General features: G+C 44.6%; 15 protein-coding genes. 5 read left to right on the forward strand and 10 right to left on the reverse strand.

What is annotated here, in order from left to right:
- Window positions 1–240: 240 nt before the first annotated feature.
- The 4 genes from ACXAD4_RS09175 to ACXAD4_RS09190 all read right to left on the reverse strand — a co-directional run bounded on the left by ACXAD4_RS09175 (window position 241) and on the right by ACXAD4_RS09190 (window position 5,818).
- Window positions 241–2,325 carry a putative bifunctional diguanylate cyclase/phosphodiesterase gene (locus tag ACXAD4_RS09175; protein ID WP_475240802.1) on the reverse strand — a complete coding sequence of 695 codons (2,085 nt, stop codon included), beginning with the start codon at window positions 2,323–2,325 and terminating at the stop codon, window positions 241–243.
- Entirely contained in the window at window positions 2,315–3,304 is a 990-nt protein-coding gene (locus tag ACXAD4_RS09180; protein WP_475240805.1) for an ABC transporter substrate-binding protein, read from the reverse strand. Before ACXAD4_RS09180 ends, ACXAD4_RS09175 begins: the two co-directional genes overlap by 11 nt.
- A 224-nt stretch (window positions 3,305–3,528) precedes the next feature.
- On the reverse strand, window positions 3,529–4,833 hold the full coding sequence (locus ACXAD4_RS09185) for an inosine/guanosine kinase (protein ID WP_475240806.1): 1,305 nt from the start codon (window positions 4,831–4,833) through the stop codon (window positions 3,529–3,531).
- 289 nt (window positions 4,834–5,122) lie between these two features.
- Window positions 5,123–5,818, reverse strand: a complete 696-nt coding sequence (locus ACXAD4_RS09190) for a DUF2786 domain-containing protein (RefSeq protein ID WP_475240808.1) — start codon at window positions 5,816–5,818, stop codon at window positions 5,123–5,125.
- A gap of 233 nt (window positions 5,819–6,051) precedes the next feature.
- Here ACXAD4_RS09190 and ACXAD4_RS09195 point away from each other — a divergent pair, with 233 nt between their 5' ends.
- Window positions 6,052–7,014 (forward strand): hypothetical protein, encoded by a 963-nt coding sequence (locus tag ACXAD4_RS09195; RefSeq protein ID WP_475240810.1) that lies wholly within the window; start codon window positions 6,052–6,054, stop codon window positions 7,012–7,014.
- Between the two features lie 72 nt (window positions 7,015–7,086).
- Here the strand turns inward: ACXAD4_RS09195 and ACXAD4_RS09200 are convergent, their stop codons facing one another.
- Complete coding sequence (locus tag ACXAD4_RS09200) at window positions 7,087–7,530, reverse strand: DUF411 domain-containing protein (protein ID WP_475242741.1); 444 nt, start codon at window positions 7,528–7,530, stop codon at window positions 7,087–7,089.
- Window positions 7,531–7,649: 119 nt separating this feature from the next.
- Window positions 7,650–8,033 carry a hypothetical protein gene (locus ACXAD4_RS09205; RefSeq protein ID WP_475240812.1) on the reverse strand — a complete coding sequence of 128 codons (384 nt, stop codon included), beginning with the start codon at window positions 8,031–8,033 and terminating at the stop codon, window positions 7,650–7,652.
- Window positions 8,034–8,305: 272 nt separating this feature from the next.
- Between ACXAD4_RS09205 and ACXAD4_RS09210 the strand changes: the two genes are divergently transcribed.
- Window positions 8,306–8,662: a helix-turn-helix transcriptional regulator gene (locus ACXAD4_RS09210; protein WP_317521443.1), complete on the forward strand. Its 357-nt coding sequence runs from the start codon at window positions 8,306–8,308 to the stop codon at window positions 8,660–8,662.
- Window positions 8,663–8,751: 89 nt separating this feature from the next.
- Here the strand turns inward: ACXAD4_RS09210 and ACXAD4_RS09215 are convergent, their stop codons facing one another.
- Window positions 8,752–9,630 (reverse strand): AEC family transporter, encoded by an 879-nt coding sequence (locus ACXAD4_RS09215; RefSeq protein ID WP_475240813.1) that lies wholly within the window; start codon window positions 9,628–9,630, stop codon window positions 8,752–8,754.
- A 230-nt stretch (window positions 9,631–9,860) separates the two neighbouring features.
- A complete protein-coding gene (locus ACXAD4_RS09220; protein WP_475240814.1) occupies window positions 9,861–10,619 on the reverse strand; it encodes a phosphatase PAP2 family protein in 759 nt (252 codons plus the stop codon).
- 105 nt (window positions 10,620–10,724) lie between these two features.
- Here ACXAD4_RS09220 and ACXAD4_RS09225 point away from each other — a divergent pair, with 105 nt between their 5' ends.
- Both ACXAD4_RS09225 and ACXAD4_RS09230 read left to right on the forward strand, forming a co-directional pair.
- Window positions 10,725–11,660: a Gfo/Idh/MocA family protein gene (locus tag ACXAD4_RS09225; RefSeq protein ID WP_475240816.1), complete on the forward strand. Its 936-nt coding sequence runs from the start codon at window positions 10,725–10,727 to the stop codon at window positions 11,658–11,660.
- A 263-nt stretch (window positions 11,661–11,923) separates the two neighbouring features.
- Window positions 11,924–13,498: a BCCT family transporter gene (locus ACXAD4_RS09230; protein WP_475240817.1), complete on the forward strand. Its 1,575-nt coding sequence runs from the start codon at window positions 11,924–11,926 to the stop codon at window positions 13,496–13,498.
- Window positions 13,499–13,587: 89 nt separating this feature from the next.
- Here ACXAD4_RS09230 and dgcA read toward each other — a convergent pair whose 3' ends face one another.
- Entirely contained in the window at window positions 13,588–14,556 is a 969-nt protein-coding gene (dgcA, locus tag ACXAD4_RS09235) for an N-acetyl-D-Glu racemase DgcA (RefSeq protein WP_475240819.1), read from the reverse strand.
- Between the two features lie 10 nt (window positions 14,557–14,566).
- Entirely contained in the window at window positions 14,567–15,571 is a 1,005-nt protein-coding gene (dgcN, locus tag ACXAD4_RS09240; protein ID WP_475240821.1) for an N-acetyltransferase DgcN, read from the reverse strand.
- 175 nt (window positions 15,572–15,746) lie between these two features.
- Here dgcN and ACXAD4_RS09245 point away from each other — a divergent pair, with 175 nt between their 5' ends.
- Complete coding sequence (locus tag ACXAD4_RS09245) at window positions 15,747–17,087, forward strand: patatin-like phospholipase family protein (protein WP_475240824.1); 1,341 nt, start codon at window positions 15,747–15,749, stop codon at window positions 17,085–17,087.
- The last annotated feature ends 26 nt before the right edge of the window (window positions 17,088–17,113 follow it).

The following is a 17,113-nucleotide window of genomic DNA, read 5'->3' on the forward strand; positions in this document are numbered from 1 at the left end:
AGTAAATGGCGTTGTATTCATCCCGACTACATTGATATTCAATACCCTCTTTTAAACAGTAATAGGGTGTTTCCATTGAATCCATATTTGAAACAACGATCCAAAAAAACGCGATTTGCCCGGCACCGACTAGTGCTAACAGCAAAGCTATACCTATCAATAATTTAGAAGATATACTGCCCATAAAACGGCTTATTTAAATACGTCCACAAGGTTATAAGCTCCGGATAATATCAGGTATTAAGCACTGACTTCAATCGAGATATCTTGGATATGCTTTTTGTTGTCTAGAACCCATTGAGTGGCTGCATCGCGTGGCATCGGTTTAGCGTAATAGTAGCCTTGCCCCAATTCTATCTGATACTTAGCAGCGAAATCATGATGAATGTTTTGCTCTATACCCTCAAGAACAATCGTAAAGTTGAGCTCTTTGGAAAGCTTTGAAATGGCTCGAATGACGGCATCAGTTTGCTGATTGTATGGTGCATCTAGGGTGAAAGATTTATCAATTTTAACAGTGTCGAATTGTTTGCTCAGCAGAAGATCGAGTGACGCATTACCTGTACCAAAATCATCAAGCTGAAGAGAAAAACCAAGCTCATTCAACTGTTGCATTGATTGAAGGGCTTTTTCTTTATTCTTAAAGATAGCTGTTTCAGTAAGCTCCAGTGGAAAACTCTCTGGTGACAGGCCTTTGCTGGCTATTTTTTGTTGTAAGGTTGTTATGAAATCGGCATTCTCCAACTGTACAGCAGAAACATTGATAGAAATAGAGAGTTGGTAGCCTGCATTAAGAAGTACTTGGTGAAATTCAATGACTTTATCAATAACGAAGTCACCCACTACAACGATATCCGTTGATTCTTCTAGTAAGGGGACAAAGAGCTCTGGGCTGATAAAATTTCCATCTTGTTTTTTCCATCGCAGTAATGCTTCGAACCCTTCAACGATACCCGTCTGAATATTGATTTGTGGCTGAAACCATACGTCAAATTCATTGGCTTCTATCGCGAGTTTAAGGTTTTGGTTGATGACAAAGTCGTCTTTACTAAGGTTACCAATTTGGGTGGTATATAATGCGATACCAGATGTTTCGACTTGGTGTCTTTTTGCGTAATACATGGCTGTATCAGCATTTGCAAGTAAAGTGTTGGCTTGTTCACCATCTTTGGGGTAGGTTGCGATACCGACAGAGCAGCGTACCCTAATCGTCGTATTTGCTATTTGAATAGGTTGGCTTAACTTGCGCCGAATGGCCCGTGATAAATCTATTGCACTCTTCTCACTGCTGTCTAGGTAGATAATTGCAAACTCATCACCACCAATACGAGCGACCACATCATTGCCTTTTAATTGACCTTTTATTAGCCGTCCGACGCGACGCAGCAGTTCATCACCTACTGAGTGGTTGAGATTATCATTGATAGACTTAAAGTTATCGATATCAAGGAACATGAGAAAAAGCTTATTATGTTGCCTTTTCTTTAACTCAAATAGTTCACTTAAACGTCTGCGATTAGGTAAGCCAGTTAAATAATCAGTACGGGCGAGTGTGTTAGCGTGCCTCTCCGCAGTTCTTCTCATTTCGATTTCAGATTCAAGAGCGGCTTTACTGACGGTGGTTGTTTTTAAGTCATAGTACATGGACTCAATATCACTGGTTAGTTGGGACCATTCTTGGATATTCGATTTTCTAAAATCGATAACTTTGTCACCTCGACCTATACGAAAGAGTAAATGTTTAACAATTTTCAGCGGAGCGATGAGGGCGGAATGTATGACTGCCAGCAGTAATATCGCCAAGGTTGTTATGATAGAAAAAATGACTCTTTGATTAGCTGTCAGTTTCGACAAATCACTGGTGGCTGTCTTTCTGACTTCTTTGATCAGTTTGTTGAGGTGGGTGATTAGGTTTTGATTATATGTATTGAGGTTAATCGTTATCCAGTGGGTGTCGTTGTTGCTTGTTGCACCTTGCAGTAGTGAAAATTGCTTTCTGATCCTAAATATGTCGGCATCGATACGTTTGGATATGGAGTGATCATTAAGGTTGGTAGACAATAACAATTGTTCATACTGTAGCTCGACACTATTAAGTGTCTTGACCCACTTTTCCAAAGAATCAGGCGATTGCCTGAAAATGTAATCGGCCACAAAGACATTCAGCCGATTGGTTTCCTGCGTCAGCCTAAAGGCTTGTTCATCTAACTTGATGACTTCTTCTCTGATTTGATTTTGTTTCTCTGATACATAGAAGAGGGCAAATATAAACCCTGTCAGCAGGATAACGAAGAGGGCAATGATTTGCTTGATACTAATCTTCATATGCAATCACCGTCTGTCGTAACGGGGCTACATGCTGTAATACATCTGGCCTTAATGAGGCTGATGAAGTAAATGACTTACCTTTACCCTCATCGACACCATGCGAGATGAGCCATTCCATCTGACGCTCAAGTAACGGGAGCAATGGCTGATAGAGCGACACTTCCCAGACACTGTCATTATGAAGGATACTCAATTGCTTTGGACTAGTTTTCAAGCTCTGACTCAGGATTAAGTTAACTTGTTCAGGGGAGGTGTTGAACAAACTTTCGGCCTGAATCATAGCCTTGATAAATCTGCTTAATATTTCGTCAGGGACTCGGTCATGAGCAAGCATCAATTCATGTTGCAAGTAAATACCTGGAAAGAAAGCGAGCTGAGCTTGGTCTTCACTTTTAATCAGTAAGTCTGCAATCAAGGGTTCTCGTGTGGTAATAAAGTCACATTCGTCATCGAGAAGTCTGTCATTGAGCTCTGAGACTTTATAGAATTTGTAAGTGACATTTTGAATCGCACTTCTTTCAACAAGGACTTGACCAAAGAAGTGCAAGGCAGAAAGGTATTGGGTACAAAGTGTTTTACCAGATATCGCTTGAATATCATCAAAACTTTGTTTACTGGCGATAGCGTTGAGGTTGTCTGAATCAAAAACGGTGGCAACTACTCGGTATTCGTTCAGCAAGTGTTGGTTAGCAAGATAGGCAATATCTGCTGCAAAAATGATATCGGCATTAACTTCTTTATCTATTATAGAGAGAATCGCAAGCTTGCCACTGGGCTTTTCTTTAATATCAACAGTTATGTTTTGTTGTTGAAAGTAATGTTCACTATCAGCAATTCTTAATAAGCCGGTCCCGGGTTGCATACCGGTGACGACAGAAACCTGAGTCGTTTCTTTCGCAGCCTTATGTCCTGATTGGTCTTCACTACAGCCAATCAACAAAAGAACCTGTAATAAAACTGCCACCACTTTCATCATTGAAACATCCCATTTGTTTCCAACTAAATGCGCAACATTTTTTATTTTCAGTCTCGACCACCCACCTTTGAATAATGATAATATCATCAATAGTTTAGGGGTTATGTCTTAATTTAATGTTAGGACAATTACTATCAAAGACATAAAAAGAAAGGGGTATAAAAAACGGAGCCGAGGCTCCGTTTCATAGTGTTTATTTGTGTATAGCAATCAGCTGGTGGCGATTAACGTTCCCAGTATGCTTCTTCCAAGCAGTCTTCACGCTCTGGGAGTCCGCGCGATAGGCGAGGGGCGTGTTGAGTCAATACTTCATAGCTTACGCGGTTTGAGTATTGGCAAATTTGTGAAAACGAAGAATAGCTTAGGAAATCACCTACGTGTTTACCCGAGTTAGGCACATTGGCTTTGTGGAAACGGTTTGCAGACATGTCATGTAAAAGGGCAGATAACGCAGCATCACCAGCACCATTGGTGTTTTTGATTTCCACCGGGCCGCCTAGGTATGGCGCAATGTGCGAGTATACGCGAATTGGGTTTTCACACGTTGCTTTCTTCATAGGGCGGCTGAATTCGTATTTGTTAAAATCAGCAATACGTCCAGGCAGAAGAGGCAGGGTCGACTCGCGCTTGAGTTCGTCGTCAGTGTAACCCGCCATGTAAAGGCCAACTGGGCCAGCGGTACATAGAACTAGGTCAACCCACTCAAGGGCTTTGTCTGCGGCGATAAGTGGATCTTTCTCACCGGTTAGCGCTTCAGCTTCTTCTTCGTTCATCGCAACACAGGTTACGTGTTCTTTGAGGAAGTCAATCCACCAGTCTTGCATGCCTTCGATGACATACTTGGTACCAAGAGTCAGAACAACAGGTACGTTGTGTTTTTTAGCGTGTTCGATAGCTTTTAGTGCTGAGTCCTTCATTGGGTCGCCTGGCTTACCACGAACTAAGTACGAGGAAAGCACTAGTGCAGAGGCATTTTCAAATGCACTTTCAGGCACGAATTCTGGCTTCAGCTGGTTCATTTCCCCTTCATTGATCGCAAAGGTGCGTTCACCGTCTTCGGTGATAAGGGTATAACAGCGACCAATAGGCCCTTCAACAGGTTGCAAGAAATCTAGATCCATACGGCTAGAGGTATTGCAAAGGTAGCGGTAAGCGTAAGAACCGATCTTTAGATCCTGGCTCATCACGCCAAGAAGGATAGATTTGTCATCCGCAAGAACAGAGTAGTTATGTAGGGTGTTACCAATGGTATCACCTGGGTACTCATGGCTGATTAGATTACGCTCTTTCAGCTCTTGATATAGCAACTCCGCCTTGTCTTCAGCAAGAACCAGTGAGTGGCCTTTGCTAAGGTTGTGACGAGCCAAAAATTCATCATCGATACGCGCTTCGATATCTACGATTGTTTGGCCGACACCCACAAGGTGAGTACGAGATAGCGGATTTTCTTGCTGGATTTGAGCTACTAATGGATCGCGGGCATTAACTGGGAAGTAATGCTTTGATTTACGCTGACCAGGGAATTTCATGTTTGAAGGCTATCGGTTAAAAGGAATTTTGTTTCATTGTATCATAAAAATGAGATTTACATCCCACTTCATGACGTTAAGATGACATTTTGTGATTGGTTGCTGTTTTTTTATTCGGAAAAATTTAACGACTATTTCAAAAAGGTATAACTGCTTATTTTACCAACAAAAAAACAGCCAAAGTGTTGGCTGTTTTTTAATAAGCGAGGAGAAATTATACCTTAATATTCATATGCCACTCAATAACTGCCCCAAAATGCTTTGGTTGGTGGATGTTGAGTGACTTAGCTTATGAAAGCAGCTTTGGCTGGAACGCTTTCTCACCGGCAACAGGGCGGTTAACCGAGATGGAGCGGCCTTTTTTCATGCCTTTTTCGTAATCATCGGTTAGGGCATTCATCGCTTCTTGAAGCTGTTTCTTAAAGGTTTCCCGATCAAGGTTCTCAAACTCTTTGTCGATGAAGTTACTCATGCGCTTATCATGGTCATCATCAGTGTTGAGTTCAGGTAGCTTTTCAAGTGCGCCTTCAAGCCAACCAGCAAGGAATGACGAGACTCGACGGGTCACTTCGGCAGTACTGGTACCAGTACCTTGGAAGCTGTTTCTGAATTGACCGGTCTGCTGGTTCATTTCACGGTAAACAACGTCAAAAGCAAACGCGGCAAAGATAGCACGCTCAGCGACACCAATGAACTCAGCCTGTTTGAGGCCTTTATGGTTGGTCAATACGCATTCGACACCAAAGCGGCGATTGATACCGCGGATGATCTTCAAAATCTGCTGGCTGATATCAGCAGGCAGTAGGGTTTGCGTTTTGGTTTTACCCATTTGGATAAATTCGATGTCGTCTTGCTCAAGGCCATATTTAAGCATCAAGCGATGCGCCATTTTTATGGCTTGCGCAGCTTCATTGACGTTGGCGGAGCTACCCAGCTCGAGGCATTTTGCAATTTTTTTGAGCGCCTTTCGCTTTTGTTCAGACATTCGATCGCACCATGATAGAAAAGGGCACATATTTTAACGTGTTCACGAAGCCAGCACAATTCTCTTAAGCGGATAGTTTATGCAGTTTTTCCCTTGAATATATGCGAGTATCTCAGTAGCTATGTATTCATGTTATATCAGGAAATTGCCAGCTCTTCGCCTTGAGTCTTGATTGCGGCGTGCGCATAATAGGCTTAAGTCACTTCACAGTTTTTCTTTTGGGTATTTTTGCTATGACAGCGACCTACCAATCCGTTGATGTTCCATTCAATTATCGCCATACCTGCTGGTTTTGTGGTGAGCCTTATTTTGAGTCTTTTGCCTTTTTGCCATCACCTAATTACGATCACCAAAAGCTACCTGTGCTGTTGCCTAGCTGCCAGGAGTGTTATGGCATTTGCAAAGGTGTCAAAGCGAGTGACCTGGAACTGTTGCGTGACAAAGTAAAAGAACAGCTCCACCGCAAGTACCAGAAGCATCTGCAAATTGGGGTTAACTGGACCAAGGAAGAGCTAGAACAGTCTGAATTTGAAGGCAAGGCCTTGGAAGGTTTTCGCGAAAGCGCTTGGAAAATGTTTGAAATTGCCAAAGCACGAGTTAACTATAAAGGCTGGCCTCTTACTATCGATGGTTTACCGGTCGCTGCTTTGAGTACTAGTTTTCATGTTCAGTTTGATGGGATTACTTACACGAGTTTGAGTCATGCCGTGGAGCAGTTGGCAAAGTCTTATAACATTCCTCAGGAATACCTTGAGGAAGTGGTTGAAGTCGTGGGGCGCGACCGTCTTGGATATGCCATCCGTTTTGCTAAAACGACCTATGGTTACTCTGTGGCAGAGCGTACGGCTAGCATTGATAGTTTGAAGGCCCTGTTAGCGGAAGAAGCTGCATTGGCTATGCCTGAGACGAGCAAAGCAAAGGGGGTTGATGTTAATGTCGGCGATATCGTTGAGCTGATTCTGCACCGTACCATGATCCCGCCCCATGCGACTCAGTGGATATTGAAGCAGGGGATAAAATCCTTGAATCAGCTTGCCGAGCAAGAAGATGCCTTTTTTGAACATTTCGGGGCTGATTCTGAACTAACGGCGTTTACTTATTTTACCGCTATGCAGATTTATCTTGAGCATCGCGAGCTTGAACCAGAGTGGGCTGAACAACAGGATCCGAACCGACAGTGGTTCGATAAGCTATAAGCTAAACAAGCTGTTTGAACAAAGAAAAAGGCGCGACGGCGCCTTTTTCTATTTCTATGAATTTAGCCAATACTACTGGTTATGGCGAGACCATACCATAGTGCGGCCATTCTCATCGAAGGCGAGCACTTCATACGGATCTTTTTGGTCGTTGTATTCCATACCTGGTGACCCCATCGGCATGCCAGGAACGGCTAGACCAACCATACGCTTAGGTTTAGATTCGATAAAGCGAAGAATATCTTCGGCTGGTACGTGACCTTCAAAGGAGTAGCCCTCAATCTCTGCAGTGTGGCAAGAGGCATATTTAGGGCGGATGCCCAAGTCAATCTTAGTCGGTGTCATGTTCTCTTGATAAACGACATCTAGCTCGAAACCGTTATCTTCCATGTGTTTTACCCACTCTTTACAGCAGCCACAGTAAGGAGATTGATAGTTCGTTCCCTTGTAAGTTTGGGCGAAAGAGAATGAGCTCGTTGTGATCAATGCTGTTGCGATTAGGGCTTTTGAAGACATTTTCATGATAATACCTGTCAGTAACGTATTAATTTTTAATAAATTATTTTGCTTAGTGTGAAACGTTAAGGTGCTGTTGAAATGGAAGCACGTTTAGTGTTTGGCCTTTAAAGACCAAATTAAGCAATGACAGGAGGGCGGAAGATCACCCGGTTTATCAGGCGGTAGCTACCTTCAAGTTCTTTATAGTGGTGCGAACCTTCTAAAGGAGCAACGATAAGTTCATCAGCAAGAATGGCGATAGGGATCTGCACGGAATGGCATTGGTTGTCTTTGCAGCAGTTCTCCGATGCTGTTGTTTCAACGATATGGCAAGTATCACCGTCATCGGAAATGGTTGATGCCATACTCGAACTAGGGTTACAACAGTGGGATATTACCGCAATGGAGCTGCAGTCATTGTAAGGAGCAGAACCAAACTGAGAGGTAGATGCATTTGATGCTACTGAAACAAACAGCATCATGAAGATGACAAATTTGGCAATCATCTTTTGCAAGCGCATAACGAACCTTTATTGGGTGGACAAGCACATTATATCCATCATTTTTGGGATTGAACAATCTCAAGAGCAAGACAATACACTGTTTGGACAAAAAATGACAAGTCTATGAATGACCATTTGTTTTTAATGAAAACGAGCTCGCCCCTTATGTGACGTGGCTTTGAAAGCCTTGAAGCCTTACTTTTCTCTGACAAAACTGATTTAAGGATCAGCTTAAATAAGTACAACGAAAAAATACAAGTGCACTAGGTACAGGGCGCAAGGAAATTAAGATGCAATATACAGAACAAGACCGTCAGGTTCTTCACGATACTTGGATGAGCTACAAGGCAAAGATGCGAGTAACCCAGATCGAAATGGCTAAACGTCTAGGGGTGAGCCAGCTTGTCTTTTCTGACATTCTTCGTGGAAGTGTTCCTCTAGAGCACCGTTTTGTCACCCAGTTCTGTAGCTATATTGGTGTCGACCCAATGCTGACCTTGCCGTCACTACGTAATCAAATGGGCGGTGAAATGCCAAATTCTGTGACCCTGACAAATACCTTCATTGTTGATGGTGACATCAGAAATGTACGTTATGAAGGCAATCAGCTGGTTGTAGAATACGTGCATAGCGTAGAAGTGCATTAATCCCGTTTGTAAAACCCTTTTTGATGCATCGCGTGTCTGACACCTCTGCCAATAGTTTTTCATTAAAATATCGGCAGAGGTGTTTTTGTTTAAGCCAAAGACAGTGAAAACATGAGTAAGAGCGGTAACGCGAAAATACTGAAGAAATTGCCAAATAGCACCATCGAGGCGACGTTTGTAGGTTCGACGACAAAGCGCTCAGCATAGAGATAATTCATTACCGCTGGCGGTAGCATGGTGAACAGCACCATCATTTGCAGTTCTAGAGTGGGTAGAGGGACAAAAAAGTAGATCAGCGAAAACGCTATAGCACCAGTCGCCAGAGACTGGCAGGTGCAAACAAGCCCGATTTTTAACCCTTCCAAACGTAAATTACACATCTGCGAACCCAATGACAGTAACATAACGGGTACGGCTGCTTGTCCTAATAATGCCGTCGCGTCATACAGAGGTTTCCAAACGCCTGTACCACTGATGTTGAAAAGCAATGCCGCACAAGTGGCAATAAAGATTGGCATCCTGATCATTTGTTTAAAAGGATTTCCATTGCTAAGCATGGCCAAACCAAGGCTGCTGTGAACGCAGGCCGATACCACAAACAATAGAACAGCAGGGGCGAGAGCCGAGTCCCCGAATGCATAAGTGAAGAGAGGAATAGCGAGGTTACCACTATTGCGAAACATTTGTGGTGGAGCCCACGCTTTATAATTAAGTCTGCCAATGCGACAAATAGGTATCATGAGGATACCGGGGATAAGGACAGCAATGAGCGAAGCATACAGTAAGGGAAGCTGTTCGGCATCCAACGGCATAGTAACCAGTGACGAAAACACCAAGGCGGGGGTAAATGCATCCATGTTTATGCGGTTGATAGGCCGGAAATCTGGTTTTAACCAGCGTCCAACAGCAAAGCCAATCAATACCAAAGTGAATACCGGAAACAGTATCCCTAAAATTTGTTCTAGCATGCCTTCCCTTATGCCAATAACCCAAAATAGTTCTTAAATAAAATTACCGTAATTCTAAGCATGCGGATAGGGTGGTTTTGAGAAAAAGTGGAGTAATGTGTCAGTTGGGTTGTTTAGGTAAAGTATTGTGCTAAAAGCATTATTTTGCCGGTCAAGACCAAGGGGAAGAGTTTGATGCTTGACCAGCAGGTATTATCGGAGGGTACTGACTTAGCTGCTAAACGCGCGTATTACACTGCCTGCTTAGCCCCTTGCTCAGTCAGTTTCCCCTGCTTTTCCGGCGACAGTCCCCACTCTGGAATACAGAGGTACAAACAAGCGGCACCGAAGATAGAGGCTAGCAGATCAGTCGGCCAATGCATGCCCAACCAAATACGGCTGATACCGACACCAACTGCCCATAGAATAATGATGCTTGCAGGTACAATCTGTCGACGCCTTAAGAAAAAACCACCCCAGAAAGCCACACAGACTGCGGTAAAAATGGTATGGCCAGATGGTAGCGAATAGTTGGTTTCTCCTTGCCAATGACTAATGCGCCAGTGGCTAACGCTTTTACTGGCTTCCTGTACTGCTTCGTCTTTCTTTTCTTGGCCCAGAGCATAGAACGCTTGAGGCGTGTCGACAATGTGAAGCGCTTGAAGCTCATGTGTATATGGCCTTGGGACCTCAGTAATGTGCTTCATCACCGTTTTTGCCACAAAACTCAGAGCAAGAAGCAGCGCAAATTGAATACCTAGTTTGATCAGAGACTTACGTGGTAACCTTAACACGATTGGAATGAGCATAAATACGGCGACGGATACCAGGAATCCTGGGTTTCCTGCAGAGTGTGTTAAAAGCGAAAACAACATTCCACTGATATCAGAGACAGGTCCATTCAAGTTTGCTTGAGAATAAAATACCAATACTGCAGACAAGACAGTGGTCATTAACAAGAGTGCAATAAGGCCGGGTATTTTTTGTTGGATGAATGGACGGAGAGACATAATCAATACACTTCATAAAATGGAGACGGGATTCTATCAGAGTTTACTCTCTAAAAAGTAAAATAAGTGTCATAAACCGTTAGCTTAAGTTTAGTAAGGAAGAAGATGAAGATTGCCCTGATTGGATTAGGTGATATTGCCGTTAAAGCCCACTTACCAGTACTAACCCAACTGGAAAACGTAGAGTGGGTATTTTGTACCCGTAATCCTGAACGCTTACAGCAACTGGCCAGGAAGTATCATATAAAGGAAAGCTATACGGATTACCGTGAACTCGCTAAGGCAGGAATAGATGCCGTCATGATCCACAGCGCGACGTCTTCACATCCTATGTTGGCCGAGTATTTTCTAAAACTTGGTTTACCTGTTTTTGTCGATAAGCCGCTTGCAGATAATTATGATCAATGCGAACGGCTGCATAATCTGGCTGAAAGCCATCAAGTTCCTTTATTTATGGGTTTTAATCGTCGTTATATCCCTCTCTATCAACAATTCTTGCCTGGTGTTGCGAATGATACCCAGATGACAACACCATTATTGTCATTACGCTGGGAGAAACACCGTCATGATTTGCCGGGCGAGGCGCGTACCTTTATCTTTGATGATTTTATTCATCCACTGGATAGCATTAATCTCAATGGCAGTATTGCACCTGATGATACCTTTGTGACCAGTCAGTTTGTGCAAAGCGGTGGGCAAAGGTTATTGGGAAGGTTGGATGTGCAATGGCAGCAGGGACAAACGCTTTTCCATGCATCAATGAACCGCCAACATGGTTCAACCATGGAAACGGTATCGGCCAATTATCAAAATGCCAGTTACCGGTTTGATTCATTTACTGAAGGGAGCTGTTGGCAGGGTAATAAAGAAGAGCGTCTTAAACTTACTGACTGGACGCCAATGCTAGCTGCCAAAGGCTTTCATGCAATGGCAGAGCATTGGTTAGAAGTGGTAAGTACAGGAAAACAGGCACTTTCCCTTACTCAACGTAACCTGCATAGTCATTTGTTAGCAGAGCATTTGGTTAATCAAGTGAAATGAAGAGAGTATTGTAGGCGTTTTGATACTTCGGGTTTGATGTGATTTTGAGCTGCGTCACAAAAAATATTTCGTGTTCAAAGTATTTAACCCGGAGTGGGTAGCATGTCTGATAACTATCTCTAATAGTTGACTATTTTTCTAGGTTGTCTGTTAATGATGCTATGTGTTTGAGTTGTCGTTATAAAATATAAAGAAATATTTCACTGGTGTGGTGGGGAATGTGCTGTTAAAGTGCCGCCCCTCACACACACCGTGAGATTATTATGCTAAGCAATACCCTAAAAGGTAGCGACAAAACAGTTTCAGTTCTAACGATTGGTTTTCTAGGGCTGTTCCTCCTCTTCTCCCTCTATGATTTGACATTAATCAGTCAGATTATTGATACCGCTTTTTCATACTCTACAGCTGCATTTGGCCAATTCTGGCAGTGGCTGATGGTGATCAATCTTGTAATTGCCCTTGTGATTGCTGTAAGCCCATATGGTAAGCAACGCCTTGGCGCTGTGAACAGCAAGCCGACAATTGGCACATTCCGCTGGCTAGCGATGATTATGTGTACACTGCTTGCTGGCGGCGGTGTGTTCTGGTCTGCTGCCGAGCCGATTTACCACTTCATGACGATGCCGCCAAGTTTTGACGGCGTGGAAGCGCAGACATCTGCTGCAGTAGTGCCGGCGCTTAGCCAAAGTTTTATGCACTGGGGCTTTTTGGCATGGGCAGCACTTGGCACGTTAGCAACGATTGTTCTGATGTACGCACACCATCAAGGTGGGGTAAAACTTCGCCCTCGCGCGCTGCTTTATCCTATTGTGGGTAACAAGCTAGAAAACCATTGGGTTGGCTCCGTGATTGATGCATGCTCAATCATTGCGGTAGCGGCAGGTACAATCGGTCCAATCGGATTCTTGGCATCACAGCTAGGTTACAGCCTTGAAGTGGTTGCTGGTATTGAGAACAATGCTTCAGGTCAGATGGTGATTTTGGCCGTTGTTGTTGCAATCTACTCGCTATCTGCCTTTACAGGTATGGATAAAGGCCTTCAATGGCTGAGCCGCTTCAACATTGTCGGTGCTTTTGCTCTGTTGATGGTTATGCTGGTATTTGGTCCAACTCAATTTATCTTTGAGCACTTTGGCCTAGCCTTCGCTTCATACATTCAGCACTTGCCTGAAATGAGTGTGAATGCAGATAGTCCTGCTTGGAGCCAGTGGTGGACATGGTTCTTCTGGGGCTGGTTTATCGGCTTTGCACCTATGATGGCTATTTTTATTGCCCGCATCTCTGAAGGTCGTAGCATCCGCGAATTAATCCTAACAATCGCAGTAGCCGCGCCGATCGTAACTAACTTCTGGTTTACGGTATTGGGCGGTACAGGGATTTTCTTTGAGCTTCAGGTTCCAGGCAGTATTTCTGGCCCGCTTGCTGACTCTGGCCTGCCAGCTGTTTTGCTAGCATCGTTGGCACAGCTACCGTTCAACGAGCTGCTGATCCCTGCGTTCTTGGTGTTGACGACAACATTTGTTGTGACAACTGGCGACTCTATGGCTTACTCAATTGCCTTAGTCGTATCAGGCGACAATCAGCCATCGAAATCACAGCGTTTGTTCTGGGCGTTGGCGATGGGTGTAATTGCAGGTGTGTTACTACTTGCTGGTGATGGAGGCTTGAATGCACTACAGTCGTTTATCGTGATTACTGCAGTCCCTGTTTCCATTTTGATTGCTGTTACCTTGGTAACTGGCCCTACCGCGGTGTTACGTATGCAGGGCAAGAAGGCAGAATCTCAAGCGAAAGCTCAGCAAAGCTGGGAGCAAGCGGAAGTGGCTAGTCAGTCGTAATACTCTGTCGTAACTAATGATAAGCGCAAAGCCATTGAAATGGCTTTGCGTTTTTTTATGCCTAGACTTTGGGCATTAATCTGTCTGGGTTAAGTCAGTATCAAACCATCTCGATAAACTAAACCATTCTCACGGTCATGTTTTAGTAGCACAGGGCCGTCTAAATCGACTAACTCAGCCTGGCTGGCAACAGGCAGGGCGGCTTCCATAGCTAGTGATGTACCCACCATGCAACCGACCATGACTTCCAGCCCTTGGGCTCTGGCTTGCTGGGCGAGCTTTATGGCTTCAGTTAATCCGCCAGTTTTATCCAGTTTGATATTGACCATTTCATAGCATCCCTCCAATCCGGCGAGGTCACCGCTAGTATGGCAGCTTTCATCGGCACACATAGGGATAGGGTGAGGAAAGCCTTTCAACAAATGATCTTTACCTGCTGGTACAGGTTGCTCGATCATTCGAATGTTGTACTCAGTCAGTGAGGAGAACAGTTCTGCTAATGCTTGCTGCTCCCACGCCTCGTTGGCATCCAAGATGATTTCACAATCTGGCGCCACTTCTCTTACCGCAGCGACCCTTTCGACGATTTGTTTGTCATCCAGCTTTACCTTGAGTAACCTTGCCCCCAAATCACAAAGCTCTCTTGCTTGTTGGGCCATTTTCGGTGGAGTATCGATTGAAACCGTCATCGCCGTGGTGATCTGTTGCTTGATATCAAACAGCGGTGCAGGAAAGTTTGTTTCTGCATTGAGCCGCCAGAGCGCACAGTCGATAGCATTCCTAGCCGCTCCTGCAGGCAACTGTGGCACGAGTTCCTGCTGAACAGACTTGGCTGATAAGCCAGGGTGTTGTGTAAGAACCTCATTAAAGTCTTCTATTTGTTTGATCACACTTTCGATGCTTTCGCCATAGCGGGCATAGGGAGTACATTCGGCATTCGTACTGCGATCACCCAATTGTACAGTGGCTACAACAACGTCTTGATGGGTTCGGTTACCGCGGGAAATAACAAATGGTCTTGCCAGGTCGAAGCGCTCGTGACGGGCAGAGATTTCCATGGATGCTCCTTTAAAACTGATGAAGTTGCTCGGCAATGGTAGATACACCAAATCGAACTGGGTCAGTAACTGGCAACTGGAACTGACTAGCAAGCTGTTCACAGTATGCGCGGGCATCTTCAATATCCAGTGCTGAGGTATTGAGACAGATCCCGACAAATTTAGCGTCAGGGTTGGTCAGGCGAGCAGCCGTCAAGTTTGCTTCCATCACGTACGCCAAATCAGGCATGGGCATATGGGAGAGGTGACGAATGTGCTGGCGCCCAACTTCGTGGCAAAGCACCATAGCATCGGGTTGGGCACCGTGTAAAAGCCCAAGGCTGACACCAGCGAAAGAAGGGTTAAGCAGCGAACCTTGTCCTTCAATGACATCCCAATCATGATCATCAAATGCTGGGCTTATCGCTTCAGTGGCACCGGAAATAAAATCAGCCACCACGGCATCAACGGCAATACCCTTACCAGCGATGAATATCCCTGTCTGACCCGTCGCGCAAAACTGGGTGTTCAGTCCCTGATGGTTCATCTCTTTTTCGAGCGCAAGGGAGGTATACATTTTCCCAACCGAACAATCCGTTCCTATTGTCAGTAGCCTCTTGCCTTCTCGGGGTTTACCGTTGCCAACACCCAAGTCGCCATCGAAGTGACGGACATCGAAAAGCTTACAGTTATTGGTCCTAGCTTTTTGCGCCAGTGTCGGGTTATCACCCAAACGTTGGTGCATGCCCGACGCCAAGTTAAAACCGATGTCTAGTGCGCGTTCAAGGGTCGCCAGCCAGCTAGGAGGAATGTAGCCACCCGAGTTGGCCGTTCCTAGTACTAAGGTTCGCGCGCCTTTGGCATAGGCATCTTCTAGGGAAAGATCTGCTAAATCAAGACTGACAGTATCCGGTGTGAGTCTAAGTTGGCCGACACAGATCTCCGGCCGCCATTGCAGAATGCCCCTTGCGGTTTTTGCAGAGAGGGGATCTGTGACATCGCCGAGGAATAACAGGTAAGGTTGTGGAATTTGCATGGTTCATCCTTGGTATTTGCTATCGTAATGGCACCTTAAATCAGCATAGACCCAAGCTCGAATACTTAAATGTTTCAAGGGTATAACCTCAGGTTATAGTCGCTTAGTTGCTACACCTCCATTTTCTAGCCTCAACTAATGTATAAGAAAAAGAGAAGCGAATAGGTAGTGGGGAATGCATCTAGCAGAGAAAGTATTTGGCTTGTTGCTTGGGGTAACGTCTTTCGGTTGCACGACATATGGCAAAGTCGTTAATGAGCCTAAGTTGTCTTTGAATACAGAGAACACCTATTCACTCACTACAGCGGCAAACCGGGTAAACAAGGGGGAAATTACCGTTGCTATTGCGATGTCAGGTGGTGGAACGCGGGCTGCAGCCTTGTCATACGGTGTGATGAAAGCGTTGAGGGATACATCGCTGAAATTCGATCAACCCACCAAGCCAGTGTTAGAAGAAGTCGACTTTATCAGCTCTGTATCTGGCGGAAGTTTTACTGCGGCTTATTATGGTTTGTACGGCGACAAGCTTTTTACGGATTTTGAAGAAGATTTCCTTTATCACAGCATCAGTGATGATCTCTTTTCGCGGGTTATAAGCCCGAGGACTTGGTTTACAACTGGGGGGAGAACCCAGCGGACCATCGATTACTATCAAGCCAATTTATTCTACGGTGCAACCTTTGCTGATATGAACCGGCCAGATAAACCCATTGTGGTGGTGAATGCATCAGATTTAGGGGGCGGGATACGCTTTTCTTTCCTTCAAGAGTATTTTGATCTGCTGTGTTCTGACTTATCCACTTATCCCGTCGCTAATGCCGTGACAGCTTCTTCTGCAGTCCCCTTGGTATTTAATCCAGTGGTACTGAGAAACCATGAAGGGTGCGAACAAAGTCAATTAATTGAATTATCATCGGATGGTGAGAGAAAGGCACATACTCGCCATACGGTTGAAGGGCTGAAAAGCTACCAGGATAAATACGACAGGACGTTTATTCATCTCGTCGACGGTGGCATAACGGACAACCTTGGACTGCTGTCATTTTATGATGTCATTGAAAGCTCTGGCGGTGGTGAAGCTTTCTTTAAACGGATTGGTGCAAAGCCACTGCCGCATTTCGTGATGATTGTGGTCGATGCCTCTACATCGCCTGATTTTGAGATGGAGCGATCAACCAAAGAACCGACAATCAAAGAGACGTTGTCGGCAATGACAGACATTCAGCTACACCGTTTTAATGATGCATCAAAAAGTTTGTTTGCTAGAACCATGGATCGTTGGGCTTCCATTCTTTCTACCGAAGATGTACAGATGTCGACTTATTTCGTTGATATCAACCTGCAAGATGTAACTGGCATAAAGCAAAAGCATTATCTCAACCAGATACCTACAGATTTGAGTTTGGATCCTGAGCAGGTGGACGCTTTAATCGAGGAGGGGTATCAGCAGTTAATGCAAAATGAATCTTTTCAAGCCTTTCTCAATAGTTACCGCGATGGCGGTGAAGAGCTGTAGAATCTGCTCTAATTGACGAGTTGTTA

This window comes from Photobacterium sp. AWH4_225 (genome assembly GCF_056158405.1).